A 25,689-nucleotide genomic window follows, 5' to 3' on the forward strand; every position below is an offset into this window, starting at 1 on the left:
TGCGAGACGTGCATCAGCTAATATTAATCATTAACTAAATGACGTATAATAGCCAATAGTTAAGTTTACTGAATGAGCATCCTTATGGCGAAGAAGAAAAAGCCACTTATCGAAGAAGAAATTATTTACGTATCAAAAAGCGAATTAAAACGTGAAGCCATGCAATATCATGGTCTGGGTGCTGAAATCGCAAAAATGCCGAAAAAGCAACGTGATCGTTTACCGCTCAATCACGATTTAAAAGAAGCGTTAGTTGTTTCTGATAAAGTCAGTGATAAGAGTGATGCTTACCGCCGTAACTTAAACTACATCGCCAAAGTATTACGTACCACAGAAAACGTGGACGAAATTCAGGCCATGATTGACATCATGCTGAACAAAAATAACCAAGCTGATGTATTAATGAATAAAATCGAAAAGCTTCGAGATGATTTAATCAAGCAAGGTGATGACTTAATTAATCCAACGATTGAGCAATATCCAGCACTTGAGCGCCAAAAAATGCGCCAGTTAGTGCGTGGCGCTGCCAAAGAAGTCAAAGCAGAAAAACCAGCTAAGAGTTACAAAGAATTATTCCAGTATCTGAAAGATGCAATTATGGTTTAAATTATTTTAATAAACTGAAAGCCGCTTGATGTAAATGGTACGGATTTTTACAGCCATTCCTGCGTTGAAATGCTTCCTGAAAAATAAAACATATACAAAAAAGGCTCTGAGCGTTCACTCAGAGCCTTTTTTAAATCGATAATCCATTACCAGATTTTTACGCGATCTTCTGGTTTGATATACATCTTGTCGCCTTCTTTCACATCAAATGCCTGATAGAACTCTGGCATGTTTGAAAGAATACCGATTACACGGTAATGGCTTGGTGAATGAGGGTCTGTCATTAGGCGGTTACGTAACTCTTCGTCACGGTACTTACGACGCCAAATTTGTGACCACCCCATGAAGAAACGCTGATCACCTGTGTAACCATCAATGATAGGCGCTTTTTCATCACCCAGTGATAATTGATAAGCAGTATAAGCGACGGTTAAGCCGCCTAAGTCACCAATGTTTTCACCAAGTGTAAGCTCACCATTTACGCTAGCATCTTCAAATGGCTTGTATTCATTGTATTGAGCAACTAACTGGCCGGTGCGCTCTTCAAACTGTTTAAGGTCTGATTCGCTCCACCAGTTACGTAAGTTACCGTCACCATCATACTTAGCACCTTGGTCATCAAAACCATGACCTAGCTCGTGACCAATTACCGCACCAATTGCACCATAGTTAACAGCATCATCTGCTTCTAGGTTAAAGAATGGTGGTTGTAAGATAGCCGCTGGGAATACAATTTCGTTGTTCACTGGGTTATAGTAAGCATTTACTGTTTGTGGTGTCATATGCCACTCAGAACGATCAACAGGCTTACCTAGTTTTGCCGTCATATCTGCAAATTCCCACTCACTATGGCGAATGTAATTACCCACTAGGTCATCACCTTTCATTTCAAGTGCTGAGTAGTCTCTCCACTTATCTGGGTAACCGATTTTTGGTGTGAACTTATCAAGTTTTGCTTTAGCAGCAATTTTTGTTTCTGGGCTCATCCATTCAAGGTTTTCAATTGCTACTGCGTAACCTTTGATTACGTTATCAACTAACTCTTCCATGCGTGCTTTCGCTTCAGGCGGGAAGTTGTCTTTAACGTACACTTTACCCAACATTTCACCTAATACACCGTTTGATGCATCAACGGCTTTTTTCCAAAGTGGTGACTGCTCTGTCACACCGCGCAGTGTTGTGCTGTAGAAATCAAAGTTAAGATCAACAAGCTCTTTATCTAATAGCGCTGAGTAGTTACTTACAAAATGGAACTTAAGGTAGTTCTGCCAAGTTGCTAAGTCTGTATCACTGTAGATACCTGCAAATTTTTCTAGGTAGCTAGGTTGGCGAACAATGACATCTTCAGTCTTGATGCCTGACGCATCAAGGTAAGCAGCAAAATCAAAGTCACCAGTAAGTTTGTTGGCATCTGCAACGCTCATCTTGTTGTAAGATTTAGTTGCATCACGGCTTTCTACTCGGCTCCACTGTGCATCAGCAATACGTGTTTCAAGATCAATAATAGCTTTAGCCGCAGATTCTGCATCAGCGACACCCGCTTTGCTTAAGATAGCGGTTACGTATGCTTGATAAGCTTCACGAATTTTTGTGAATTTTTCATCATCTTTTAGGTAGTAGTCGCGATCGGGTAAACCTAAGCCAGACTGATAAACATACATCGCGTTTTCGCTAGAGTTTTTCGCGTCGTTATTTACGTACCAACCAAACGGCAAGTTACCGCCTTTAATGCGAAGTTCAGCCATTAAAGCAACAAGATCAGACTTGCTCTTTACAGCATCAACGCTTTCAAGTACTGGCGATAATGGTTTGATGCCTGCCGCTTCACGAGCGGCTTCATCCATGTAGCTGTTATAGAATGCAGCGAGTTTTGCTTCATCAGAACCTGGCTTAACATTGGTATTTGCGGCCGCTTTTTCGAGTACTTCTTTCATCGCTTTTTGCGAATCATCATAAAGCTGAGTAAATGAACCGTAGTTTGATTTATCACCAGGAATGTCTGTTTTTTCTAACCATTCGCCGTTTACGTGATAGTAAAAGTCATCTTGTGCGCGAACAGACTTGTCCATGTTCGCCAGTTCAATACCTGAATTTAAAGGCGCTTTTGCTTCAGTGACGGCAGCAGTTGCTGGTGCTTTAGTTTCTTGTTCTTTTTCACCACAACCAACAAGACCGAGCGCAAGTGCGATACTTGCCGCGGTAAGTGTTACTTTTTTCATGAGGTTCCCGTACTTATCGTATAGTTAGAGGTATTTTCGAAATACTACGAATAGGCAGTCTTTCGCTTTGTCCATCATAAACCTCTCAAGCAAAACAATAAAATCGAATATGTAACAATTCTTATCAAAAGCGATGAGTCGCATATTTAAGCGATAGTGTGAAACAAATAGGCGCTTATTTTGTAAGGTCGCTATTACTTAAATAAAGATAATAGTTACCTTACAAACATCCGCAGGTCGAAGCTCAATCATCTATTGTATTTGGGCTTTATAATTTAGCCATAAAATGATTTATACCAAGTAACCAACTTTGTTACACCCTCTTCTAAACCAATAGCAGGTTTGTAACCTGTTGCAGCAAATAAGTCTTGGGTATCTGCAAATGTTTTATAAACATCACCGGCCTGCATTTCTCGAAAGTTTTTCTTTGCCTCAATACCCAGCTCAGACTCGATTGCTTCAATAAACTTCATTAGATTTATAGGGCTACCATGGCCAATGTTATAAACACGGTACGGAGCAGAACTTGTCGAAGGTGAACCAGTCTCTACTCGCCAATGATCATTACGCTCTGGAATAACATCTGCCGCCCTAATAACGCCCTCAACGATATCATCAATATAAGTAAAATCGCGCCACATATCGCCATTGTTATTGATATCTATTGTTTCATCAGCAAGCATCTTTTTAGTAAAAATAAAAGGCGCCATATCTGGGCGACCCCATGGGCCGTATACAGTGAAAAAGCGTAACCCTGTGGTGGGTAAATCATATAAATGCGAGTAACTATGCGCCATTAACTCATTCGCTTTTTTAGTTGCTGCATAAAATGATACAGGATGATCAACGCTATCTTTTGTTTCAAATGGTGTTTTTTCATTTAAACCATACACAGAACTAGAAGACGCATACACTAGATGTGCTACCTTGTTATGGCGACATCCCTCTAAAATATTTAAGTGCCCAACTAAGTTTGAATCGGCGTATGAATCAGGATTTTCAATCGAATAACGCACACCAGCTTGAGCCGCCAAGTGAATAACGCGTTCAAACTTTTCTACTTCGAATAACTCAGCCATTTCAACGCGATTCGCTATATCAAGCTTTTTAAAAGAAAAGCGCTCATGAGATTCAAATTGAGCCAATCGAGCCAGTTTTAAATTAACATCGTAATAATCATTTAAATTATCGATACCTATAACATCATGCCCTGCGTTCAATAGCTTTTGGCACGTCGCAGCACCAATAAAACCCGCGGCTCCGGTGACTAAATATTTCATTGTTAACCTTAAAAAAGAGGTTCAGCACTAAACGCTGACAAAAAACAAAAGTGTAGGTCAATAACCACTGAATAGAGAAGCTATGATACCGTAAACAAGTAAGGCATATACTATTAGAATATATTTATCATACGCTATTTAGTGTCGTTTTATTTTATATCAGCACTTTTGATAGAGAAAGAGGGAATTACACACCACCAAGCGGACAATGGCTTGCAGGGCGCTTTTAAATTTCACACTTTCACCAAAGCTTATTGCTCGTATTTTTGCTTTATCTTTTCAACTATTTCTACATTGGCTGCAGGAAAGGCGTAACTATCAAGTTCATTAATTGCTACCCACTTCCCTTGTTGCCCCTCTGCGCCATGAGCAGTGCCTTTGAAGTTATCAACAATATGCACATCTAAACGAACGCATTTATCGCCATAGTCATGTTCGATCACCATTAGCGCTTCACTGCCGTTAACAGTTAGATTTACTTCTTCTAACAGCTCACGCTGTAGCGCTGCAAATACGCTTTCGCCCTGCTCGACCTTACCACCAGGGAACTCCCATAAGCCGCCTTGGTGTTTGTCATCTGGACGTTTACAGATAAATAGCTGCTGATCTTTATAAATAACGCCGACTGCAACATGCACTATTTTTTTAGTCATTTTATATTTCCTCAATCATAAAAAAAGCGACGCAAGCGTCGCTTTTTTCCCAGAGTTTAGGTTACTTTAATTTACCACAACACTGTTTGAATTTTTGGCCTGAACCACAAGGACACGGTTCATTACGACCGACTTTTGGTTCTGCACGATGGCTAACCACTGCATCTTGTGGTGTTTCGCCACCAAGGTGCTCTGCCTCTTCGTGCTGGTATTCACGCGGTGCATTTTCGCTCTTACGATGTTGCTCTTCAACTTTTTCAACATCTTCTTCAGCGCGAACTTGTACTTTACTCAAAATACCGACAACGTCGACTTTTAAGTTCTCAAGCATTTCAGAGAATAACTCGAACGACTCTCGCTTATATTCTTGCTTCGGATTCTTCTGCGCATAGCCACGCAAGTGAATACCTTGACGAAGGTGATCCATCGCTGCCAAGTGATCTTTCCAATGTTGATCAAGACTTTGTAGCATAATTGCTTTTTCGAATTGACGTAGTACAGACTCACCTACCATCTCTTCTTTTTGCTTATATGCTTGCTCAACCGCTTCTTCAATACGCTCTCGAAGTTTTTCTTCGTACAGCTTATTATCATCAGCTAACCATTGTGCAATAGGTAGCTCGATTAAGAAATCCTGCTTTAAACGTTCTTCAAGGCCTGGAATATCCCACATTTCAGCTAGGCTTTGCGGCGCAATGTATTGGTCAATCGTACCGTTTAGCACATCGCTGCGAATAGCTGTGATAGTTTCTGAAATATCGCCTTCTTCAAGTAGCTCATTACGTTGTGAGTAAACAACACGACGTTGATCGTTTGCTACATCATCGTACTCAAGTAATTGTTTACGAACGTCGAAGTTACGCGCTTCAACTTTACGTTGTGCGTTTTCGATTGCACGGTTAACCCAAGGATGCTCAATCGCTTCACCGCGTTGCATACCTAGCTTACGCATCATGTTCGTCATGCGCTCACCAGCAAAGATACGCATTAATGCGTCATCCATTGATAAGTAGAAACGGCTTGAACCGGCATCACCTTGACGACCCGAGCGACCACGTAACTGGTTATCGATACGACGAGATTCATGACGCTCAGTACCAATGATATGTAAGCCACCCGCTTCGATTACCGCGTCGTGACGTTTTTGCCACGCTTCTTTAATCGCTTTGATTTGCTCATCAGTTGGCTCTTCAAGCTTTTCAACCTCACTTTGCCAGTTACCACCTAACACGATATCGGTACCACGACCGGCCATGTTAGTTGCAATGGTTACTGTGCCAGGTAAGCCCGCGTCAGCAACAATGTCTGCTTCTTGGGCATGGAATTTCGCATTAAGTACATTGTGCTTAATTTTTTCTTTACGCAAGAACTGCGATAAGTACTCAGAACTTTCGATAGAAATAGTACCCACAAGTACCGGTTGACCACGCTCTTGACAATCTTTGATATCAGCAAGGATTGCTTCGTACTTTTCTTCTTGTGTAAGGTAGACAAGGTCAGCACGATCGTCACGGATCATCGGTTTGTTCGTTGGCATTACGACTGTGTCGAGACCGTAGATAGACTGGAACTCAAACGCTTCTGTGTCTGCTGTACCTGTCATACCCGCTAATGTGTCGTATAAACGGAAGTAGTTTTGGAATGTGATTGATGCCAATGTTTGGTTTTCGTTTTGAATGCGTACACCTTCTTTTGCTTCAACAGCTTGGTGTAAACCCTCTGACCAACGGCGACCTTCCATTGTACGGCCTGTATGCTCATCAACAATGATAACTTCGTTTTCTTTAACAACGTAATCAACGTCTTTTTGATACAGCTTATGAGCACGAAGCGCCGCATACACATGGCTTAATAATGTGATGCTGGAGGCTGAATAAAGTGAATCGCCTTCTTCAATTAAGCCGCGCTCGATCAGTAGTTCTTCAACTTTAACTTGACCACGTTCAGTTAAGTGAACTTGCTTAGACTTTTCGTCGATAGTGTAGTCGCCGTCGCCTTCAACGCCTTCTTCATCTTCTTTTTCTTGTAGCTCAAGTTCTGGCACAATTTTGTTGATTTCGATGTAAAGCTCAGAGCTATCTTCAGCAGGGCCTGAGATAATAAGCGGCGTACGCGCTTCATCGATTAGGATTGAATCCACCTCATCAACTACTGCGTAGTAAAGTGGGCGTTGCACACGCTCTTCAATGCTAAATGCCATGTTATCGCGCAGGTAATCAAAGCCAAATTCATTATTCGTACCATAAGTAATGTCAGCAGCGTAAGCGATTTTCTTTTGCTGTGGCATCATACCCGGTACGTTACAGCCTACTGTTAGGCCTAAGAATTCAAATAATGGACGGTTAGTTTCCGCATCACGTTTTGCAAGGTAGTCGTTCACGGTAATTACGTGAACACCTTTGCCTGTTAAACCACGTAGGTAGGCAGGCAATGTTGCCGTTAATGTTTTACCTTCACCGGTACGCATCTCTGCGATACGACCTTGATGTAAAACCATACCACCTAGTAACTGTACATCGAAGTGACGCATGCCATTTACACGCTTAGATGCTTCACGTACCACAGCAAATGCTTCTGGTAAGATATCATCTAGGCTTTGTCCGTTATCGTAACGCTCTCTAAATTCCGCTGTTTTTGCTTTTAGATCTTCATCAGAAAGCGCCTCTAATTGCGTTTCAAGCGCATTGATCAGTGCGACCGTCTTTCTTAGGTTTTTAATAGTGCGGTCATTGCGACTACCAAAAATCTTGGTAAATAAATTAGATATCATGATAAAACCGTTACAATATATTCTTTGTTAGCTAGTCGTTAGCTAACCCACTTTCTTTAATTGATAATTAATATGCGCTTATGCTCATGATGTAGGGCATATTAATTAACAATTTATCAGTACGCTGTTTAAAACACAGCTTATTTCGTGCGCTATCATACCAGAGTCTGCGCAACATCAAACCTTCTGTGTGTGAAGATATGGATTTTCAGCAAGAAAATTTAAAAATTAGCCGTAATCTTTGATCTAATGCGTAAAAATTAAATCACTGGGTAGATATGGCGACAATCGAAATAAAATCAAGATCAGGGATGAAAAAAGGCGAATCTGAAGGCCTCTTATGCTCGCAAGACGCCCTTTGAACTGCGAGCAGACCGCAGCCCCCGCACAAAATAAATTTCACACCTACACGTTACTTCTTACGGCCATGTTGCGCTAAGCGTTCTAATTTAGCTTTTAACGACGGCGGTGCATCCGCAGCAATGGCGCTGAGGTAATCGGCTGTTTGCTCACTCATGTGACGTTTTGTAACTGGTTTTTTGTCTTGCTCAGATTTTGCTGATAAACGCTGTGTAGCTTGTGGATTAGCAGTAATTTTAATTTGCCCAAGTTCAGCCATGCCCGCCTTACGAAAGTGCGACAGCATGTCCATTTTTAAATAATTTAAGCGCAGTGCTATAGGGGCAGAGACCGCCTCAATCATTAAAGTACCATCACGATAATTACTCACTCGGCATTTTTTTGATAATGTTTCGCCTAAGAAGTCGTCCAGTATAACTTGCTGACTCGATAGCCCTTGCGCTTTACCTGCATAGGACGCAAGTCGGCTATTGAGCCCTGCCATAATATCGCCCAGTGCTTTAGGCGCGTATCTATCTTTTGCCATCGCCCACTCTATTTAAACGATTCAATACCTCAAACGACAATATACCACTGGGGTAAGGGGGATGCGAGTAAACATTACTCGTTAAAATAAAGCCGACAAAATAACTTCAACGATAAATAAAAAAGATTCAATATTAAAACGCCTCCTACGTTTTGATTGTTTCTGATAGACTCAGATTTTGTTTTTTATTTAATAGATACAATGGCACAGCATTCTCTCACTTTAATTATATTAGCTGGTGGCTTAGGTAGTCGCTTTGGCGGAAATAAACAAATCGCTGAAATTCCAAGTCTTGGTCGCACAATCATGGAGCTAAGTATCGCCGATGCAGTCAAAGTGGGTGTTAGCCAAGTTGTGATCATTATTAATCAAAAAATTCGTGCTGAACTTGAGGCCACAATCTTACCTCGACTTCCTAATGGCCTCGATGTTGTATTAGTTGAGCAAAGTATTGATGCGTTACCAGACAAGTTCGGCCACCTAGCTGCAGATCGCATCAAGCCATGGGGAACTGGGCATGCACTGCTTTGTGCAAAGCCTTATGTAGATAATCCTGCGATTGTGATCACCGCTGATGACTATTATGGCGATACTTCGTTTGAAATAGTTGCTGAACACTTTAAGCACAGCATGCAATGGGCCATGGTTGGTTACCCAATTAGCCAAACACTGTCAGATGAAGGGGGAGTTAATCGCGGGCTGTGTGAGGTCAATGAACAACAGCAGCTCACTAATGTGATTGAATACTTAAATATTAAACACGAAAATACTGCTCTTTACGGCGATACTCCACAAGGTGAAAGAGTGGTAATTGCAGATGATTCATTGGGCTCAATGAGCTTTTGGGGAATAACTCCCGATGTGTTCAATTACTTAGAAAGCGGCTTTTTTGAGTTCCTAGAAAGTAATGACAACGGTGTCACAAAAGAGTATTATTTGCCCGACCAAATCCAAGCCGCCATTCAAGGTAAACACCAATCTGTCACAGTCTATACAGCCCTGTCGCCTTGGTATGGTGTGACTTACAAATCAGAGCTAGAAAAGGTTTCGAATAAGCTTTATGAACTATATCACGGAAGAAGTAACAGTCACCGCCCCAGTGCAATCAAAAATGAAGAGTGAACTCTCAATGAAGTCAAACCCTGTAGCTGAGCATTTATCTCAGTGCTATGGCCTAAACGACGCCAATATTAGCCTAAAGCCTATTGGAAATGGTCATATAAACACAACCATGCTTCTTAAAGCAGATGATCAGGCCTTGGTGGTACAAAAGTTAAATACGGATGTATTTCCAGCCCCAGAGAAGCTCGTTGAGAATGCCCGTTTAATAGAACAGCACTTAACAAAGAAAAATAATAATGGTGAGTATGATTTAGATATTATTCGTCACGTACCCACTATTGAAAATGACTTTTTGGTTGAATATGACCAAGGAGTATGGCGCGCACTCGAATTTATTGGCGGCAGTTATAGTGAAGATGTTGTAGCCAGCATCTCGCAAGCACAAACTGCGGCCAATGCATTTGGTCAATTCGCCCTTGCTCTGCAAGATTTTCAGGCTGAACAGTTACATCATGTCATTCCTAACTTTCATAACCTAGAAATGCGATTTGCTGCCTTCAAAAAAGTGCTAGAGCAAAACCCACTGAACAGAACTGCACTATGCCAAGACGATGTTGATTTTTGCTTAGCACAGCAAAGCCTCGTTGCAGAACTAAAAGCGCTTGACGGTACTATTCCTTTAAGACCTTGCCATAATGATACCAAAATCAACAATATGCTGTTTTGCACAAAGTCAGACAGTGCGAAAGCGGTGATCGATCTTGATACCTGTATGCCTGGCTATTGGCTGTTTGATTTTGGCGATATGGTACGTACATTCTGTTCACCTGAGCAAGAAGACTCAACTAACTTAAATAATGTTCGCGTGCGTGAAGAAATTTTCGCAGCAATTGTAAAAGGCTATGTTGAACCGCTGCAAAATGTGATCACCGATGCCGAAAAACAAAGCTTTTGGCTAGGCACCAAAGTAATGACGTTTATGATTGGCTTGCGCTTTTTGACTGACTTTATTGATGGTGATAATTACTTTGCCACTAAACATGCGAACCACAATTTAGAGCGGGCTCGTAATCAGTTTGCACTGTATCGCGATATTCTTGATAAAGAGCATACCCTTAAAGCGATTTTAGAAATCAATAATTAAGGTTGTTGCGCGACATAAAGTCGCGACTACGATTAGGCTGGTTGCATTTGATTTGCGCGACGTAAAGTCGCGACTACCTGTTTGACTAGGGCAATAACGGTTAGAAACAAAAACGCCTGCATTAATGCAGGCGTTCTGTGTACTCTAAACCAGCAAACAGCGTTAAACTGCTTTTAAATGGGTCGGCTTAGGTGCAACTGCTTGTGCAACAAACTCTGAAAACTCAGCACCTAGCTTTTCATCACGCATACCGTATTCGATGATTGCTTTTAAATAGCCTAGCTTGTCACCACAGTCGTGTGAACGGCCACTCATGTGGAACGCTTCGACTATTTCAGCTTCCATCAATGCATCAATTGCATCTGTTAACTGAATTTCGCCACCAGCCCCTGCCGAGGTTTTTGCTAGGATAGGCCAAATAGCTTTAGACAATACATAACGACCAACAACCGCAAGATTCGATGGCGCTTCTTCAGTTTTTGGCTTTTCTACCATGGTTTTGATCGGTGCGCTTTCGCCAGCTTTAATCGTCACTCCACCAATATCAGCAATACCATATTTACTAACATCTTCGGCTGCAACAGGCTCAAGCATGATTTGGCTTGCTCTGACTTCTTTGAAACGTTTGATCATGGCTGCAATATTTTCTGTTTTTTGATCCGCTGTATAGCTATCAAGAATGACGTCTGGTAGCACAACAACAAAGTCATCATCACCCACAATAGGTTTCGCACATAATACCGCATGACCTAGCCCTTTTGCTTCGCCTTGACGTACATGCATAATCGTCACATCATCAGGGCAAATAGAGCGTACTTCTTCTAATAAAGTACGTTTAACACGCTTTTCAAGCGTCGCTTCAAGCTCAAAGCTGGTATCAAAGTGGTTTTCAATGGCATTTTTAGAGCTGTGTGTTACAAGCACTATCTCTTTGATGCCTGCCGCCACACATTCATCAACAATGTATTGAATTAGAGGCTTATCGACAAGCGGCAACATTTCCTTTGGAATGGCTTTCGTCATTGGAAGCATACGAGTTCCAAGACCCGCAACAGGGATAACAGCTTTCATATTAAGTCCTTTTTTAAATATTAACTCAAATTTACAACTAAGTTAGCAGTGTAAAGCTTGCTCGAATATGAACAAATTATCACTTTAACTACTCATACAAGCGAGGCAAAACGTCACTCACTTCATCAAATATGGTAACCCTTTGAGGTTCATGTCCTTTTAGGCTAAGTCGCTAAGCTAATTTAATACCTACTATTTTTATTTTATTACTTGCTGAATAAAATAAAGCGTTCGACATAATCAATCATTTATTGTTACGCACTCAGCTAAATAAAGTGCTAAATCGTGACTAAAATAGCGCTTTAACGTAAGACGCTCATTGGCTTAACAGAGTATAATGATACCACTCAAAAGGGGAACATTATATCAAACCCAAGGTAATTTATTATTAATATTCTTCATGTTAACAATAAATAATGACACTTTTTGTGTTGAATAAAACAGGGGGAAACACTGCGCCAAATAAAGTAATACTATTGAATTAACCAAGCCCCTCATCAAAAGATAAAAGGCTTAGCTATCATTTAATCATAGTAATAAATAGTTAATCACTACCGAACAAATCGCGTGTGTACACTTTTTCAGCAACATCAGCCAACTCATCGGTATTGCGATTAGAAATAATAATATCAGCGCGTGACTTTAGTTCATCAATTGTTGTTACGACTTCTGAATTAAAGAACTCATTCTCTTGTAGGCTAGGCTCATAAATAATGACCTCAATGCCTTTTGCCTTAATGCGCTTCATAATGCCTTGTACAGCTGAAGCCCTAAAGTTGTCAGATCCTGATTTCATGACCAGCCTATAAATACCTACTACTTTAGGGTTTTGTTTAATAATTGATTCGGCAATAAAGTCCTTTCTTGTCGAGTTTGCATCAACAATCGCTCGAATCATATTATTTGGTACATCTTTATAGTTTGCTAGTAATTGCTTGGTATCTTTTGGTAAGCAATATCCGCCATACCCAAACGAAGGGTTATTATAATGAGAGCCAATGCGCGGGTCTAAACCAACTCCTTGAATTATTTGTTTAGCATCAAGGTCATGGCTTTGGGCATAGCTATCAAGCTCATTAAAATAGGCTACGCGCATCGCTAAATAGGTATTTGAAAACAGTTTAATCGCTTCGGCTTCTGTTGAGTCGGTAAATAAGATATCAATATGTTCTTTTTCTGCACCTTGTTTTAATAACTCAGCAAATACCTTTGCACGCTCACTTTTCTCACCCACGATAATACGTGATGGATACAGGTTATCGTACAATGCTTTACCTTCGCGCAGAAACTCTGGAGAAAAAATGATATTGTCGCTATTCACCTGCTCTTTTATTGCTTTAGTAAAGCCAACCGGAACCGTAGACTTAATCACCATCGTTGCATCAGGATTGATAGCTAAAACATCATTAATAACCGCTTCAACTGAACCCGTATTAAAATAGTTAGTATCAGGGTCGTAATCAGTGGGTGTTGCAATAATCACAAATTCAGCATCTTTCAATGCTAAGTGCTTGTCTGTGGTTGCCGAAAACTGTAAATCTTTATTCGTCAAGAATGCTTCGATTTCTGTATCGATAATTGGCGACTTACCTGCATTAAGCAACTCAACTTTTTCTTCAACAATATCCAGTGCAATAACTTGGTTATGCTGAGCAAGTAGCATTGCATTTGATAAGCCTACATAACCAGTTCCGACAATAGTGATTTTCATTAAACTTTCCTAGGGTAATAATCGCTTTTTGAGTTCATTTTCTAAATGCTGCGCGACTTCAGTTGAACGATAGTTACATACCGATTGACGAGCAAATGAGCTCAGTAATTCATAGTCTTGAGGTGCCATTTCTAGTAATTCGACGATTGTATCGGCAATAGAGTTTTTATCTTTTACATCAAACAGTAAACCGTTTTTACCAGGTAGGACTATATCATTCACTGGGCTTATGTTAGATGCTAAAACGGGAGTTCCACATGCAAGAGCTTCTACGGCCACTAAACCAAAACTTTCTCTGTGAGTTGGAAAAATAAAAGCATCCATTTCACTATACTTATCAACTAATTGATTTGGTTCTAATGCACCATAGTATGTAACTAATGAAGATAAGTCACTGTTGGCTATTGTGTTTACTAGTTCGTCAACCTCTGCGCCGGTGCCATAGATATTCAATCTTAGTTTACTGATCAAATGAGGATGAGACTGCCTAATTAACACTAAGGCTTCTAGCAATTCTTGCCACCCTTTCCCTTCATCTATTCGAGAGACATACCCTAAAGTGAAAAAGGATGGTGAAGGGCTTATGGTTGGTTTAAATATATCAAAATCCACACCACCAGACGGAGATACAATAATTTTCTCCTTATCATACCAAGGATGTAGCTCAAGAAGTTTATCTTCGAAATAGGAGGATGGAACAACGACTGCTGTGCTTTTTTTTAATATTAATTTAGACGCGAACCCCATCACCTTATGGATAGTTGTATTACCAACAAGATCATCGCCATGAATATTTACTACATACTTCGGCCTTCCAACCAATAGAAAAGGGATAAGGCAAAGGGTCGAATATGTTAAATAATGAAAGTAAATGAAGTCATAATTCCGCTTACTTATTGCATACATCCCGCTTGCAATAAATTTTATATAGCAAATAAGCTTTGCAAAACCTGAAGCACGATAATCAATAACGACCTTACTTACAATATGATTCCCTTGTGTTTGAAGCTGTTGATAATTTTTACCTACAAAACTTCCAAATGAGGGATCTTTTTTTGATGGGAAAAGGTTTGCAATAAAACAAATCTTACTCATTTTTGAACCTTTCTAAAGCGCTCTAATCTCTTTTTAGCAAGTCCAGGAAATAACGAAGCTAACCATGCTCTCAGTAATTTCCCAGCAATAGGGGGCGTAAAATATTTAAATACAGTTAGCAGGCTTACCTTTTGACCGCTACTGTAATAAACCAAAAAATCAAAACACTTTTTGTTTCTTTTTGACATTAAATGACTGTACCGATCGTAAAATTGTTGAAACCCTACAGAGCGATTCTTTTGATTATCCGTAATTCTGGGTTTGTCATGAGCAGTATGCACTATATATGAAGGAGTACTTATTCGTTTCGCAGCACCAAATGTCAAAATCATTCGAGTCCACAGTTCCCAATCCTGAGATGATACAACAGACTCATCAAATAACCCTGCCTCTATCAAGCGTGCTCTCTTAGTAAGAACTTGATTAGACGCTTGGTTGAAGTTTAGCTGAGCGTCTATATCAATGATCATATCTGAATTTAAGATAGGTCGTTGAGTTTGACCGTAATCCCAAATATAGCCACTGCAAACAAAGGCATATTTGTCTTCAAATGCCTCAACTAAGTCTGCAATTCTGGTTGGTAAAAACTCATCATCATCATCAAGGCCAGTCGCATACTCACCTTGAGAATGTTGAATTGCATAGTTGCGAGCACGACATGCGCCCTCATTTTTAGCAAAGCTATGAAAGCGGATATTTTCATTTTCGCCAGCTAGCTGCTTTAAATACTCAACGGTCCCGTCTGTAGAGCCATTATCAACGATAAATATTTCTATGTTTTTATAAGTTTGCTTTTTTACCGACTCAACAGCTCTTTTGAGAAGTGGAAGTCGGTTGTAGGTTGGTATCCAAACACTCACGAGAGGTTGACATATTGTCATGAGCTACTCCTACTTTCCGTGTCTACCCACAATAACGATACAAAACAACCGAGTGAAATGCCTAACGTGCCAGAAATCCAAACATGACCACTCAACTGCGATAAAAATAGCAGGATAAGAGTACCAGCTAACACCGCAGGACTATAAATAGATTCAGGCCTAACACATTGCTTTAAGGCTTTAATAAAGGTAAAAAAGTAGAAGGAAAAACATACAAATAAACCAGTGAATCCAAAGTAAACTAATACATCAATCGCATCAATTTCAGCAGAGTACTTTATAGGGATAAACTCAGCGATTCCCGCAGTTCCGACACCTACAAGTTGCTGCCAGAATTCTAGGTAATTGACGTAAACAACTAATAGCTCTTTTGCAAATTCATCTCTGCCAGATAGAATTATTCCTAAAACTCCTTTTTGGCTCAGTACCCACATAAGTCTGTCGTACAAGCCTAAAGCCATGAGTAAATCGTTAATTACATATACAATGACCGCTATAGCACAGAACATAGGTACAAGAATATATAATTTCAGCTTCGTCATTTTAAATAGCCTCTCTCTTTCATTGAGAATAGGTACTATAAACACAAGACTTACAGCAGCGAGCATGGCAGTTTTAGTGGCGACAAGTAAGCCACAAAGCACAGTAAATAAAGAAAACAGGATGTACCACTTACGCTTATAGTTCCAACACATATGAAGCATGAAAGAGAAAAGCACGACCATGGTCGCACCTAATTCATTTGCCGCATATATAAAACCATTAGAACCTGCCGTTTCACCATCTCTTAATTGATAACTTGAGCGACCAAAACCTAGCGCCCCTAAAAATAAGTTAAAACACAGGATAGCAAAATTACTAATTAATATTCTTTCAAGCCATTTTCTAGTAAACAAATCCCAACGCGCAGCCAACAAGCCAAAATAAATAAAAATAGACATTGGCATGAGGATTTTATACACGTTTGAGAAGTCACTGATAAAAAAGAAAGTATCAGCTTCTGAGAGAAGTTGAAGTACCGGCCCCATGAGCAGTATCGCTAATAAAAGGCATAAGAAAATAAAATACCTTGGATCAAGCTTCAGTACGAGTAGCAGTACCAATCCAGTTAATGGTAATTTGTATAGCAGTGACAGCTTTAAATCCATCCCTAACTGAAGAACAGTGAATCCAGAAGCAACATCAGCAAGTAGATAAAGACTCATCATAAATACGCATAGCTTGTCCGCATATGAAGGCCCGTCATCGTTAGAAAAAAAGAGCTTTAACATCAGAAATTACCGGGCTCTTTTTTAAGGGTTTCTCTATAAGCTGTAACGTAGTCGTCTGTAGACTTGACAACTTTAGCAGGGTTTCCAGCCGCAACCACTCCATCAGGAATATCTTTTGTGACAACACTTCCTGCACCAATGATAGTGTTACTTCCAATAGTGACCCCAGGTAAAATAATGCTCCCCCAGCCGATGAAAACATTATCGCCGATGGTAATTGCTTTTCGATAAGAGCGCCGGGATCCTTTCCTATAGCTATCTTTGTGAACCACCAGTTCCTTTAAAAACAATGTAGGAGAAGCATCGTGACCTAAAAGCGTAGCTCCAGTAATAGTGCAATCTTTACCGATATAAAAACGGTCTCCTTTAGATGAAGACGAGAGTTTAGTATCAATAATAAGTGTATTTTCTCCAATCTGAGCACCTTGTCTGGTGTACTTTTGGATACTCAATGCATAGCCTAAGCTGTCAATTTTAGTCTGTAATTTATCAGAACTAATGACTCGACTAATAACTTTTAATAAATAATAGAATAATTTAGAAATCACCTGCTAACTCCTTAGCAAGCACACGCCAGCTAAATTTTTGCTCTGCAAGTTCTCTATTTTCATATTGTAACTGAGTATACTGCGTCTCAGGTAAAGCCATTAAGCTCGTCATTCCTTTGGCAAAAGCAGAGGCAGAATACTCATCGACCAATATATTGTTTGAAGGCTCCAAAATCTCACTCGTCGCAGTGACTACCTTGTCGCTCGATTTTGCACCTATAATAGGCAAACCTGACGATAACGCTTCTAAAATGGTTTGTCCTAAGGGCTCATATGTTGAAGACATAATGAAAAAGTCAGCTGCTTTATAATAGTGTTCAGGGCAGCTTTGACGACCTAAAAAGATCACTCTACCACTAACATTTAACCGTTCAGAAAGTGCGCGTAATTCAGCCTCTTCAGCACCTTCACCTAGTAGCCAGAGCGAGGCATTGTTGTCGTTTAAAAGCTTTAAAGCTTCGATCGCAGTATCAAACCCCTTTGCTTTCACAAAGCGTCCTATACATAAAAAAGCCTTGCTTTGCTCTGGTAAACCTAGTTCTTTTTTTAGCTGAGATTTTTCAGTTTGTGTCGCCAAACTAAAGCGAGACAAACTAACGCCAGGCTTACAAATACTCATTGCTTTAGAGCGGTTAATATTTCGGATTTGCTGCTGCATGTTTTCGCTGAAAACAAATAATTTATCAGCGCTATTAAATGCCATACGTTGCACAGTTTTATGCAAAAAAAATGATAAGTGCCCTTTTAGCTTTAGTAGCTTATTATCATTAGCCCTGTAGCTGGCTTTTGTTTCGTTAGCGACAACCCCTGGCACTAAATAAACAATATTTTTATATTTTAAGGCTTTTAAATACAGAACATTAAAGTGAAAACGACAAATAGTTAATACCGGAGAGTGACGCTGCAAAACTTTTTTATAAAGCTTAACTGCATTATAAGTCTGCTTTAGCACTCGCCCTAAACCTCTACTGCGTCCGAAACGGTAGCGATAAATAGTCACACCCTCTTCTATTTCGACTTCGGGTAATTCTTTATTCTCAGGGTTGAGGTCACTGGCTACAATAACAACTTCATAGCCCAGCAGAAGGTATTCTTGTGCTAAGTGATAAAGCGAGTTCTCAATGCCACCAATATTAGGCTTATATTGATTACTCGTGAGCAACACACAAGGCTTAACATGTTCTGTAGTCATTGCTTTTAAGCCTTTTTTCTTAACGCAAGAATAAATGCAACAATTAGAGAAACAAGGCCTCCAAAAAATGTTATTCCTAAGCAGATAAGAGCGCGAGAAGGGCCTGATTTTTGTTCAGGATAAATAACAGGAGATAAAGGTTTTACTAGATGAAAGTCACCGACGGTAGACAATAACTTTGAGCGAGTTTGGTCCGCAATAAGTTCGTAGAATAGAGAGCGCAACTCAGCGACATTAGTTTCCGCAGCTTTCTCTTGCAGGTAATTAATAGCCTCTTCAGCTTCATTGCGGTCTTTGTCACGCCAAAAGGCATTAATATCTTCAATTAACCAATTGGTAATATTAACCGATAACTCTGGTGAAAGCGCTGTCACCTCTAGCTGAACGACGCCCTTTTTTTTCATATAAAGTATATCGAAGCTGCCTAATAGAGGAATATAACCATCCCACGGCGAAGGCTCAACATCTTTACCAGGAGGCGGAGTTCTTACCCATTTTTTTTGCTCAGCATCGTAAACTTCAGGATTATAAATATAGGTATCAGTACTTTGGTCCCACCCCTTTAGAGCAAGTAACTCTGGTAATAAGTTCCTTTTTTCTATAAACGGTTGAATAAAGCCTCTGCTTCGCATAAATTCAATTGCGGTTTCAACTTCGTCAGCCTCAGAACCACCAAGCGATATCCCTGCCATACTTGCAAGACCACCAAATTGACCAGCTAATTTATTAAGGCCGCCCCCTTCCTTGGCATTAGATGGAACCAAGTAGACTTTTGCTGTGTATTTATTTGGTTGCTGCATAGCAATATATACAGACAATGCTGCCGAAAGTAGAGTACCGATTACAACTACCCATTTATACTTCATTAACCTAGAAAATGTTAAGTTTATACCTTTACTTTCCATGGAGTTTCTCAACCAACTGACTACTAAAAGTCAGGCATTATAGCAAATGAAGGTATGATTAAAATAGATTTAAAAACTTTAGTTACGCCCGCGAATATTTCACTTAAAAATGCTCATAAAACTAGCGTTAAGTAATTGCTGCTAGGAAATGTTTTTTGAATTCGTTATCATAAAGCATATGTGTTTCTTATCTTTTGTCCCCCGACTTTATAGCCATAAGAACCGATTACAAAAATGAACCTAAGATCAAATAGAAATCAATAAGCATGTCAAAACAACCAGTCGTTATTCTCGCATATGGGGAAGGTGGGCACAAAAAAGAGATGAGTTTACTATATAAACATATTAAAGAATCAGAACTTAAGTTTATATCTTTAGGGCCATCTCCACTATGTTCACAAGTAACACATTTCAAACTAGGTGATGTTCGTCACAAAGAGAACCGTTTAAAGTCATTGTTAATGGCAATGCTTGGGCTATTTCGGTCAACCGTTATTACGCTAAAGATTTGTCATAAGTACCAAGTGACGGGGATCGTTTCAACCGGACCTGGCATGGCTATTATTCCTTCTATCATTCTCAGAGCCATGGGTAAAAACGTCATTTTCATCGAGACGTTTTGTCGCTTTTATACACGCTCTTTCACTGGTAAATGGATGTCGAAAATATGCAGTGAATTTTGGGTGCAAAATAAAGAGCAGCTTACCCTCTATAAAAATGCAAAATATTGTGGACGCTTATGAAAATCCTTGTCACTGTAGGCTCATCATCTTTTGATTCTTTAATTCGTGCGGTAGACCAAGCCGCTACAAAATTGACGGCGTTCTCATTTACTTTTCAGATAGGCACAGGAGGATACAAGCCTCAAAATGGCAACTCTTTCGCTCGTTCAAATGAGTTTTCAAGCGTGCTTGCCGATGCAGATATTGTTATTACACACGCGGGGGCTGGCACTGTTTTTGAACTATTGGAGCTCAACAAAAAAATGATTGTCGTGCCAAATTTTGACAGAGTCGATAAACACCAATCAGATTTAGCCTTATATATCGAAAGAAACAACTATGCTTTGGTTTGCCATGATGTAAATCATATAGAGAGTCATATAGAAGGCATCATCGCGTATGAGCCTGTTCCCTACAGCAAAGAGTCTTTTTTCCTCGCGGATGAGTTAACAAGTAAGCTCCTAAAAAAGTAACTCCGTACTTTTTTGAAAAGTACGGCTTAACGTTCTGAACTACTGAGTTAACTCGCTGTAAAGTCTTTTAATACTTGCTGTATTCATGTCTATTGAAAATAGCTCAGCTAATTTATGTCTTTGCGCAAGGGTTAAACTCGCTTCATTTTTATATAACTCAGCTATTGCCCCTGCCAATGACTCAGGGTCTCTTTGAGGCACCACTTTCACTGCGGATGTATCAACTAATGATGCCAGCTCAGTTAAACCACCACACTCTGAAACAACCGTTGCTAAACCCGATGCCATTGCCTCTAGTGCAGCGACACCAAAAGATTCTTCTTGAAATGTAACATCATCTCGAATCGATGGCTGCGCATAAATATTATACGATGAAAGCAGCTCTGGTAATGCTTGATGACTCACCATATCGATAAAGTTCACATGTTTAGTTAAAGCTAACTGGTCAGTTAAGCCCTGTAAATGCTCTTTAAGCTCACCGCCACCAATCAGGGTGAGGGTCGCATTAGGGTAGTCTTTATGTAAAACAGCCAATGCACGAATCAAAAACTCATGACCTTTACAATTAATTAAGCGTCCAACCGAGACAATATTCAAAGTATCAAAACTCTTTTCCTGCTTTGTTGACAGAAACATAGAATTAAAAGAGTTATGCACAACTGTAATTTTTTCACTCGGAACATCCAGATTTTCGACTGTTTTACGTTTTAAAAATTCAGAAGGAACAGTCCACTTTATAAAATCTTTGCTGCCTGCTTTTTTAAGTACAGCCCTGTATTTAGCCCTAATTAAAGGTTCACTATTTACATCAGAGCCATGCAATGATGCCAATGTGGGTATTTTGAGGTTGAGTTTTTCGCTTACGTGCATCCATGTCTTCACCCCATTACCAGTGTGGCAATGAACAACATCTGGCTTAAACTCATCAATCACCTTTTGCCAATATTTGTAGTCAATCATATATGGCAGCAACTGTAGCCTTAGGGCAAATGCCTGTGTAAAGCGCTCATTAATAACCATTTTAATTGGGCACAAGTAGACAGGTTCAAAAGGACGGCTTTGTTCATTGACTCTTTTAGCGGTCACTACCGCAGATTCTATCCCTTCTTTTTCCAACGCTGTAACTTGATCATAAATAAATGTTTCCGTGCTCATTGAAAAGTTAGGTATGTAATGTAGAACCCTCATTCTTTTCCTTTCTTAATCTACTTAAAATTACAGGGAGCTTGCATGCTATAGTCAAAAAATATTGAGCAAAGATTGCTATAAGCACTCCCCAAAGTTCAATTTTCGCCCCTAGAACTAGGATCCCTAAACATAAAACCAGATTAGAAAAAAGCGTAATCAGTAATAAACTCTTAACATAACCTAAAGCCAGAAAAACAGGATGTATCGGAGTCAATGCAGCGGATACTGCATGAACAATCATAAATACCACAATATGCCACTTGTAAACCAACAACTCTGCTGAAAAAAGAGCCACAACCCAGTAATCAAATGTCATACTTGCAACAGCAACAAATGCAAGGGAAGGTAACAATAGTAACAGCACTATTTTTGACATTATCTTTTCGACTTTGTCATACGCTTTTTCGGCTAAATAGACATTAATCTCTGGGTATAAAACCTGATTTAAAGGACTGGTTAACCTTGTTGAGATAGTAGCTATTTGCTTAATAACACGATAAGCACCAGCGGCACCGACGGAGACCACAGCACCCACTAAAATATTGTCTAATTGCTTGACTGGGATATCGGCCAACGAGGTCATGTGTACAGTCAAATTAAAACGGCTAAATTCTTTTTTCTTATCATTAGACAACAAGTTGCAATCACTCTGGCTTTTTATCAATGAAGCAACATACCGACTGCTGTGGCATTGTATATAAATAACCCCCACACCTAAAGTCAGAAGGTACGCCGTTACAAAAAAACCGACACCAAAGTTTTTCCAGTACCCTAATAATGCGCACAGAAAAAACAACACGGCGCTAACGATTGCCTGCATCGCCAAAACGTTGTAGCGTTCCTGATAACGCAAAACACCTATAGCAACACTAGTTTGATTAAGTAGGATATATACTGAGCACCACTGTAATAATTCAGTGTGATGCTGCAAATTGAAGCTCTCTGCGTAGGTTTGTGCAAAGCATATCGCAATTAGAGTCCCGATGAGGGCACATATCAGATCATACTTGAGGGTTAACACAATAAGAGATGCTTTATCTTTTTCAAGATAAAAGTAGCGAATCACACCTTGCCATGCTTGCGGATTAAAACACAAACTTAAAACCAATATGTAAGCTTGAAGTAGAGTCACCTCTCCAAAGGACTCAACACCTAATGCTTTCAACGAGAGGGCGACTGAGAAGAAGTTCAGGACAGACGCAGATAAATTTCCGCTGATCAGCGTTCCAGTCTGCCTAATTAATTTACTTAGCATTACCTAGGTTGTTCACTAATACAGAAGCAATAACAAAGCTATTGCTTAACTTTATGAGCCTTTCCCTCTGGCTGCTTTTTTGAAACACCAAAAAATCGGCGAGCACGTACTGTTAATCGCCATATGTTAACCATAACTTGATGATATACAATTAAACAGAAAATAAAGCCGTAAAACATGTAGTAGTCAGGAACAGCATTTAACTGGGCTAAAATACCCACTAACGCAAAACAACAACCTAGCATAGAAATAACAAACAAGGTCATCTTAGGGCCAACCCCTAATCTTTGCAGAATATGGTGTAAGTGCTCTCGGTCTGGCTTAAATGGAGACTGACCTTTTTTGATTCTACGAATAATAGTAGAAATCGCATCCATAATTGGAATAGCTGCCACCCATAGCCCTGTTACAGGATTAAAGGCTGCGCTTTCTGACTGCGAACCTTCAAGTAAAAGCCAAACAACACTAAAACCTATCACCGTACTGCCAGCGTCGCCCATAAATATCTTAAAGCGCTGACCTAAAGGAATACCTAAATTCATTAATATATAAGGAATCGTCGCTGCAACTACAACCATACAAAATACAGCTAGCTGGACTTGACCATTAAAATAAAATAACAGACCGAGCGAAGCAAACGTAATGGTCGCTAATGCGCCTAATAAACCATCGATTCCATCAACCATGTTGTAGGCATTAATCGCCCCCACTACCACAACAACGGTAACGAGATAACTAAAATACGACAACTCTAAATCAAAGCCACCGACGATTTGCCCTGCATTGGTAAAAACCAATTCGCCAAACACCATCATCATGGTTGAAATAAACGCTTGTACTAATAACCTTAATCGGAAACTAATATCGTATAAGTCGTCAAAAACACCTATTACTAATAATATACTGGCGCAAAACAAATAAATAAAAGTGGAAGAGATTGAATCGGGGTAGATAACTAAATAACTGAATACAACAACAAAAACAGCCAAACCACCCACTAAAGGAACAGGGCCGTTATGATGTTTACGCATATTTGGCTGATCAACAAGATTTATATAAATGGCAAATTTTCGAAATACAAAAAGGCTCAAAAACGAGCACATAAAAAGTGCAATAGTTGTTAAAATCACAGAAAATAAACCTTAATCAACATGAAGTACCCCGAAACATCATCAAAACGCCTATCATTATAGATGATTACAAATAAAAAGACATAAACGTTTTAACAGCTGTAACCCTTGTTTTACTAAAAACCTAACTTTAGCTACCGATTAGTACCTATAAGCTATAAAACTAAAAACTAAACTTTGACCCACACATATAAATCGTACCTTTTACAGTTACAACCGAGACAAAGGCCGAAAATAATATAAGAATTACAATCACCTTACAAGCAAACATAAAAACAAACTGTAAAACTTCGTTACTAACATGTAATCATACAATTAAGAACTGAATTAAAGCTGACTTCCCCCTGTCAGTTAGCGCAACTTTTAATAGTGAGCCAAAAAACAGTTACTGTATGGTAGACAGCAGCGTTTGCCACATGTCTTTACTTTGCTGCTTATACTTCATCGCATAATTTTCTAGCTGAGACTTTCTTTCAGTGTTTTCGTTCAAACACGTATTGAGTAAAGCATCTAAACTAGCTGGTGAAACATTAGCAGGAAGCAGCGTTTCCTCAGAGCCGTACTCTTTGAAAAGCTCTTGATACTTGTGGCTCCAGCCAGTTGCAATACATGGAATAGCCTGAGAAAGCGCACTCACACAACCGTGAAAGCGTGAGCAAATAATCACTTTGCCTCTGGCAATTAATGCTTTGACTGACTCAGCATCTGCTGGCTCAACCACTTCGCAAGGCGTGTCTAGCAAGCGATTAATTTCATGGCACAGGGGGGCGTCATCTGCCCCACTGTGATTGAGAATAATCACCTTCTCCCCTTTTTTAAGGGCTTGGTTAGCCAAGTGAGCCAAAGTTGTGACATAGTTTTCTCGCCACCATGTGTTTTTATTTCTTTTACTGAGCATTTTTGAGTTAGGGATCAAAATAACATGATCCTGATATATGTCGTATTCAGGCTTGGCTGTTGGTAAAAATAAATTCGTGAAATCAGGGGCTTGCTTAATATTAGTTGATTCACCCACAAGCTCTACAATGTGCTCATACGAAGGCTGTTCTCTTGCAAACACAAGGCTTGCATTAGAAAACGCGACCTTCGCATACTTTTTATTTTCATCGCGCGAGAAAGGCCCTAACGATTGCGGCATAAAAATATAATGCTTTGAGCGAGACTGAGTGCGTTTAACAACACTTGCCACTTGTCTTAAAACGAGATCAGACCATTGGTCGCCATAACTAAAACCTGATGCATCTAAAATCACATCAACATCCGCTTCAGTTACAATACCAAAGCGATTTTTAAAATAACGACGTATTGAAGACGGAATACAGTAAAATAGCCAATTAAGGTCAAGAATATTTTTGCACAGGTTGATCTTTTGGTATGCGCCTACTTTTGCTCGTTTTACATAAGGCGAGTTAGCATTATGCACTAAACAAATTTCAGCATTTGGTAACGCTTTATTTAACTGCGCAATAATCGATGCAAGCATCAACTCCGCACCCTTATTAACAAATTGAACACCCTTAATTTCAACTAACACAAGCAACCCAAACTGAATGAAAACGCAAAGCGAGTAAGAATATACAGCAATCTATAGTCATTCAAGCATTCCGTGCAATTTCTTTGATTTACG

General features: G+C 39.7%; 22 protein-coding genes. 5 read left to right on the plus strand and 17 right to left on the minus strand.

Annotated elements, in window-relative coordinates; genetic code table 11:
- The first annotated feature begins 84 nt into the window (after window positions 1-84).
- Window positions 85-606: a ribosome biogenesis factor YjgA gene (gene yjgA, locus L3V41_RS15275; RefSeq protein WP_062567435.1), complete on the plus strand. Its 522-nt coding sequence runs from the start codon at window positions 85-87 to the stop codon at window positions 604-606.
- A 146-nt stretch (window positions 607-752) separates the two neighbouring features.
- Here yjgA and L3V41_RS15280 read toward each other — a convergent pair whose 3' ends face one another.
- The 5 genes from L3V41_RS15280 to L3V41_RS15300 form a co-directional block, all read right to left on the minus strand.
- On the minus strand, window positions 753-2,825 hold the full coding sequence (locus L3V41_RS15280; protein WP_237128045.1) for a M13-type metalloendopeptidase: 2,073 nt from the start codon (window positions 2,823-2,825) through the stop codon (window positions 753-755).
- 275 nt (window positions 2,826-3,100) lie between these two features.
- Window positions 3,101-4,105, minus strand: coding sequence for an NAD-dependent epimerase (locus L3V41_RS15285; protein WP_237114763.1), 1,005 nt, complete (start codon window positions 4,103-4,105; stop codon window positions 3,101-3,103).
- Between the two features lie 251 nt (window positions 4,106-4,356).
- Window positions 4,357-4,758 (minus strand): 8-oxo-dGTP diphosphatase MutT, encoded by a 402-nt coding sequence (gene mutT / locus L3V41_RS15290; RefSeq protein WP_237114762.1) that lies wholly within the window; start codon window positions 4,756-4,758, stop codon window positions 4,357-4,359.
- A 61-nt stretch (window positions 4,759-4,819) separates the two neighbouring features.
- Window positions 4,820-7,528, minus strand: coding sequence for a preprotein translocase subunit SecA (gene secA / locus L3V41_RS15295; RefSeq protein WP_237114761.1), 2,709 nt, complete (start codon window positions 7,526-7,528; stop codon window positions 4,820-4,822).
- 412 nt (window positions 7,529-7,940) lie between these two features.
- On the minus strand, window positions 7,941-8,414 hold the full coding sequence (locus L3V41_RS15300) for a DciA family protein (RefSeq protein WP_237114760.1): 474 nt from the start codon (window positions 8,412-8,414) through the stop codon (window positions 7,941-7,943).
- A 201-nt stretch (window positions 8,415-8,615) separates the two neighbouring features.
- Between L3V41_RS15300 and L3V41_RS15305 the strand changes: the two genes are divergently transcribed.
- Window positions 8,616-9,536, plus strand: coding sequence for an NTP transferase domain-containing protein (locus L3V41_RS15305; RefSeq protein ID WP_237128046.1), 921 nt, complete (start codon window positions 8,616-8,618; stop codon window positions 9,534-9,536).
- Between the two features lie 7 nt (window positions 9,537-9,543).
- Window positions 9,544-10,620, plus strand: a complete 1,077-nt coding sequence (locus tag L3V41_RS15310) for an aminoglycoside phosphotransferase family protein (protein WP_237128106.1) — start codon at window positions 9,544-9,546, stop codon at window positions 10,618-10,620.
- A gap of 162 nt (window positions 10,621-10,782) precedes the next feature.
- On the opposite strand, the gene galU is transcribed toward L3V41_RS15310, so the two are convergent.
- The 8 genes from galU to L3V41_RS15350 form a co-directional block, all read right to left on the minus strand.
- Window positions 10,783-11,691 carry a UTP--glucose-1-phosphate uridylyltransferase GalU gene (gene galU, locus L3V41_RS15315; protein WP_062567267.1) on the minus strand — a complete coding sequence of 303 codons (909 nt, stop codon included), beginning with the start codon at window positions 11,689-11,691 and terminating at the stop codon, window positions 10,783-10,785.
- A 544-nt stretch (window positions 11,692-12,235) separates the two neighbouring features.
- Window positions 12,236-13,402 carry a nucleotide sugar dehydrogenase gene (locus L3V41_RS15320; RefSeq protein ID WP_237114758.1) on the minus strand — a complete coding sequence of 389 codons (1,167 nt, stop codon included), beginning with the start codon at window positions 13,400-13,402 and terminating at the stop codon, window positions 12,236-12,238.
- Between the two features lie 9 nt (window positions 13,403-13,411).
- Entirely contained in the window at window positions 13,412-14,497 is a 1,086-nt protein-coding gene (locus tag L3V41_RS15325; RefSeq protein ID WP_193988229.1) for a glycosyltransferase family 4 protein, read from the minus strand.
- The gene (locus L3V41_RS15330) at window positions 14,494-15,378 is read right to left on the minus strand and encodes a glycosyltransferase family 2 protein (protein WP_193988228.1); all 885 of its coding nucleotides are present in this window, start codon (window positions 15,376-15,378) and stop codon (window positions 14,494-14,496) included. Before L3V41_RS15330 ends, L3V41_RS15325 begins: the two co-directional genes overlap by 4 nt.
- Window positions 15,375-16,649, minus strand: a complete 1,275-nt coding sequence (locus L3V41_RS15335; protein WP_193988227.1) for an O-antigen ligase family protein — start codon at window positions 16,647-16,649, stop codon at window positions 15,375-15,377. The genes L3V41_RS15330 and L3V41_RS15335 overlap by 4 nt, the downstream gene beginning before the upstream one ends.
- Window positions 16,649-17,197 carry a DapH/DapD/GlmU-related protein gene (locus tag L3V41_RS20025; protein WP_193988226.1) on the minus strand — a complete coding sequence of 183 codons (549 nt, stop codon included), beginning with the start codon at window positions 17,195-17,197 and terminating at the stop codon, window positions 16,649-16,651. The genes L3V41_RS15335 and L3V41_RS20025 overlap by 1 nt, the downstream gene beginning before the upstream one ends.
- On the minus strand, window positions 17,187-18,389 hold the full coding sequence (locus tag L3V41_RS15345) for a glycosyltransferase family 4 protein (RefSeq protein WP_193988225.1): 1,203 nt from the start codon (window positions 18,387-18,389) through the stop codon (window positions 17,187-17,189). The genes L3V41_RS20025 and L3V41_RS15345 overlap by 11 nt, the downstream gene beginning before the upstream one ends.
- Before the next feature lie 5 nt (window positions 18,390-18,394).
- The gene (locus L3V41_RS15350; RefSeq protein WP_193988224.1) at window positions 18,395-19,294 is read right to left on the minus strand and encodes a Wzz/FepE/Etk N-terminal domain-containing protein; all 900 of its coding nucleotides are present in this window, start codon (window positions 19,292-19,294) and stop codon (window positions 18,395-18,397) included.
- A 266-nt stretch (window positions 19,295-19,560) separates the two neighbouring features.
- Here L3V41_RS15350 and pssD point away from each other — a divergent pair, with 266 nt between their 5' ends.
- Window positions 19,561-20,037, plus strand: a complete 477-nt coding sequence (gene pssD / locus L3V41_RS15355) for a PssD/Cps14F family polysaccharide biosynthesis glycosyltransferase (protein ID WP_193988223.1) — start codon at window positions 19,561-19,563, stop codon at window positions 20,035-20,037.
- Window positions 20,034-20,489, plus strand: coding sequence for a PssE/Cps14G family polysaccharide biosynthesis glycosyltransferase (pssE, locus tag L3V41_RS15360; RefSeq protein ID WP_193988222.1), 456 nt, complete (start codon window positions 20,034-20,036; stop codon window positions 20,487-20,489). The genes pssD and pssE overlap by 4 nt, the downstream gene beginning before the upstream one ends.
- 39 nt (window positions 20,490-20,528) lie before the next feature.
- Here the strand turns inward: pssE and L3V41_RS15365 are convergent, their stop codons facing one another.
- The 4 genes from L3V41_RS15365 to L3V41_RS15380 form a co-directional block, all read right to left on the minus strand.
- A complete protein-coding gene (locus L3V41_RS15365) occupies window positions 20,529-21,677 on the minus strand; it encodes a glycosyltransferase family 4 protein (RefSeq protein WP_193988221.1) in 1,149 nt (382 codons plus the stop codon).
- The gene (locus L3V41_RS15370; protein ID WP_193988220.1) at window positions 21,652-22,932 is read right to left on the minus strand and encodes a lipopolysaccharide biosynthesis protein; all 1,281 of its coding nucleotides are present in this window, start codon (window positions 22,930-22,932) and stop codon (window positions 21,652-21,654) included. Before L3V41_RS15370 ends, L3V41_RS15365 begins: the two co-directional genes overlap by 26 nt.
- Before the next feature lie 38 nt (window positions 22,933-22,970).
- Complete coding sequence (gene wecA / locus L3V41_RS15375; protein ID WP_193988219.1) at window positions 22,971-24,062, minus strand: UDP-N-acetylglucosamine--undecaprenyl-phosphate N-acetylglucosaminephosphotransferase; 1,092 nt, start codon at window positions 24,060-24,062, stop codon at window positions 22,971-22,973.
- A gap of 385 nt (window positions 24,063-24,447) precedes the next feature.
- Window positions 24,448-25,596 (minus strand): polysaccharide pyruvyl transferase family protein, encoded by a 1,149-nt coding sequence (locus L3V41_RS15380; protein WP_228074390.1) that lies wholly within the window; start codon window positions 25,594-25,596, stop codon window positions 24,448-24,450.
- Window positions 25,597-25,689: the final 93 nt, after the last annotated feature.

The organism is Pseudoalteromonas sp. L21 (assembly GCF_021728035.1).
In the GTDB taxonomy this organism is placed as follows: Bacteria; Pseudomonadota; Gammaproteobacteria; order Enterobacterales; family Alteromonadaceae; genus Pseudoalteromonas; species Pseudoalteromonas arabiensis.

Bases quoted from the DNA above. Each gene is read 5' to 3' on its own strand.
- yjgA (WP_062567435.1), top strand. From the start codon at position 85: ATGGCGAAGAAGAAAAAGCCACTTATCGAAGAAGAAATTATTTACGTA.
- L3V41_RS15280 (WP_237128045.1), bottom strand. From the start codon at position 2,825: ATGAAAAAAGTAACACTTACCGCGGCAAGTATCGCACTTGCGCTCGGT.
- L3V41_RS15285 (WP_237114763.1), bottom strand. From the start codon at position 4,105: ATGAAATATTTAGTCACCGGAGCCGCGGGTTTTATTGGTGCTGCGACG.
- mutT (WP_237114762.1), bottom strand. From the start codon at position 4,758: ATGACTAAAAAAATAGTGCATGTTGCAGTCGGCGTTATTTATAAAGAT.
- secA (WP_237114761.1), bottom strand. From the start codon at position 7,528: ATGATATCTAATTTATTTACCAAGATTTTTGGTAGTCGCAATGACCGC.
- L3V41_RS15300 (WP_237114760.1), bottom strand. From the start codon at position 8,414: ATGGCAAAAGATAGATACGCGCCTAAAGCACTGGGCGATATTATGGCA.
- L3V41_RS15305 (WP_237128046.1), top strand. From the start codon at position 8,616: ATGGCACAGCATTCTCTCACTTTAATTATATTAGCTGGTGGCTTAGGT.
- L3V41_RS15310 (WP_237128106.1), top strand. From the start codon at position 9,544: ATGAAGTCAAACCCTGTAGCTGAGCATTTATCTCAGTGCTATGGCCTA.
- galU (WP_062567267.1), bottom strand. From the start codon at position 11,691: ATGAAAGCTGTTATCCCTGTTGCGGGTCTTGGAACTCGTATGCTTCCA.
- L3V41_RS15320 (WP_237114758.1), bottom strand. From the start codon at position 13,402: ATGAAAATCACTATTGTCGGAACTGGTTATGTAGGCTTATCAAATGCA.
- L3V41_RS15325 (WP_193988229.1), bottom strand. From the start codon at position 14,497: ATGAGTAAGATTTGTTTTATTGCAAACCTTTTCCCATCAAAAAAAGAT.
- L3V41_RS15330 (WP_193988228.1), bottom strand. From the start codon at position 15,378: ATGACAATATGTCAACCTCTCGTGAGTGTTTGGATACCAACCTACAAC.
- L3V41_RS15335 (WP_193988227.1), bottom strand. From the start codon at position 16,649: ATGTTAAAGCTCTTTTTTTCTAACGATGACGGGCCTTCATATGCGGAC.
- L3V41_RS15345 (WP_193988225.1), bottom strand. From the start codon at position 18,389: ATGACTACAGAACATGTTAAGCCTTGTGTGTTGCTCACGAGTAATCAA.
- L3V41_RS15350 (WP_193988224.1), bottom strand. From the start codon at position 19,294: ATGGAAAGTAAAGGTATAAACTTAACATTTTCTAGGTTAATGAAGTAT.
- pssD (WP_193988223.1), top strand. From the start codon at position 19,561: ATGTCAAAACAACCAGTCGTTATTCTCGCATATGGGGAAGGTGGGCAC.
- pssE (WP_193988222.1), top strand. From the start codon at position 20,034: ATGAAAATCCTTGTCACTGTAGGCTCATCATCTTTTGATTCTTTAATT.
- L3V41_RS15365 (WP_193988221.1), bottom strand. From the start codon at position 21,677: ATGAGGGTTCTACATTACATACCTAACTTTTCAATGAGCACGGAAACA.
- L3V41_RS15370 (WP_193988220.1), bottom strand. From the start codon at position 22,932: ATGCTAAGTAAATTAATTAGGCAGACTGGAACGCTGATCAGCGGAAAT.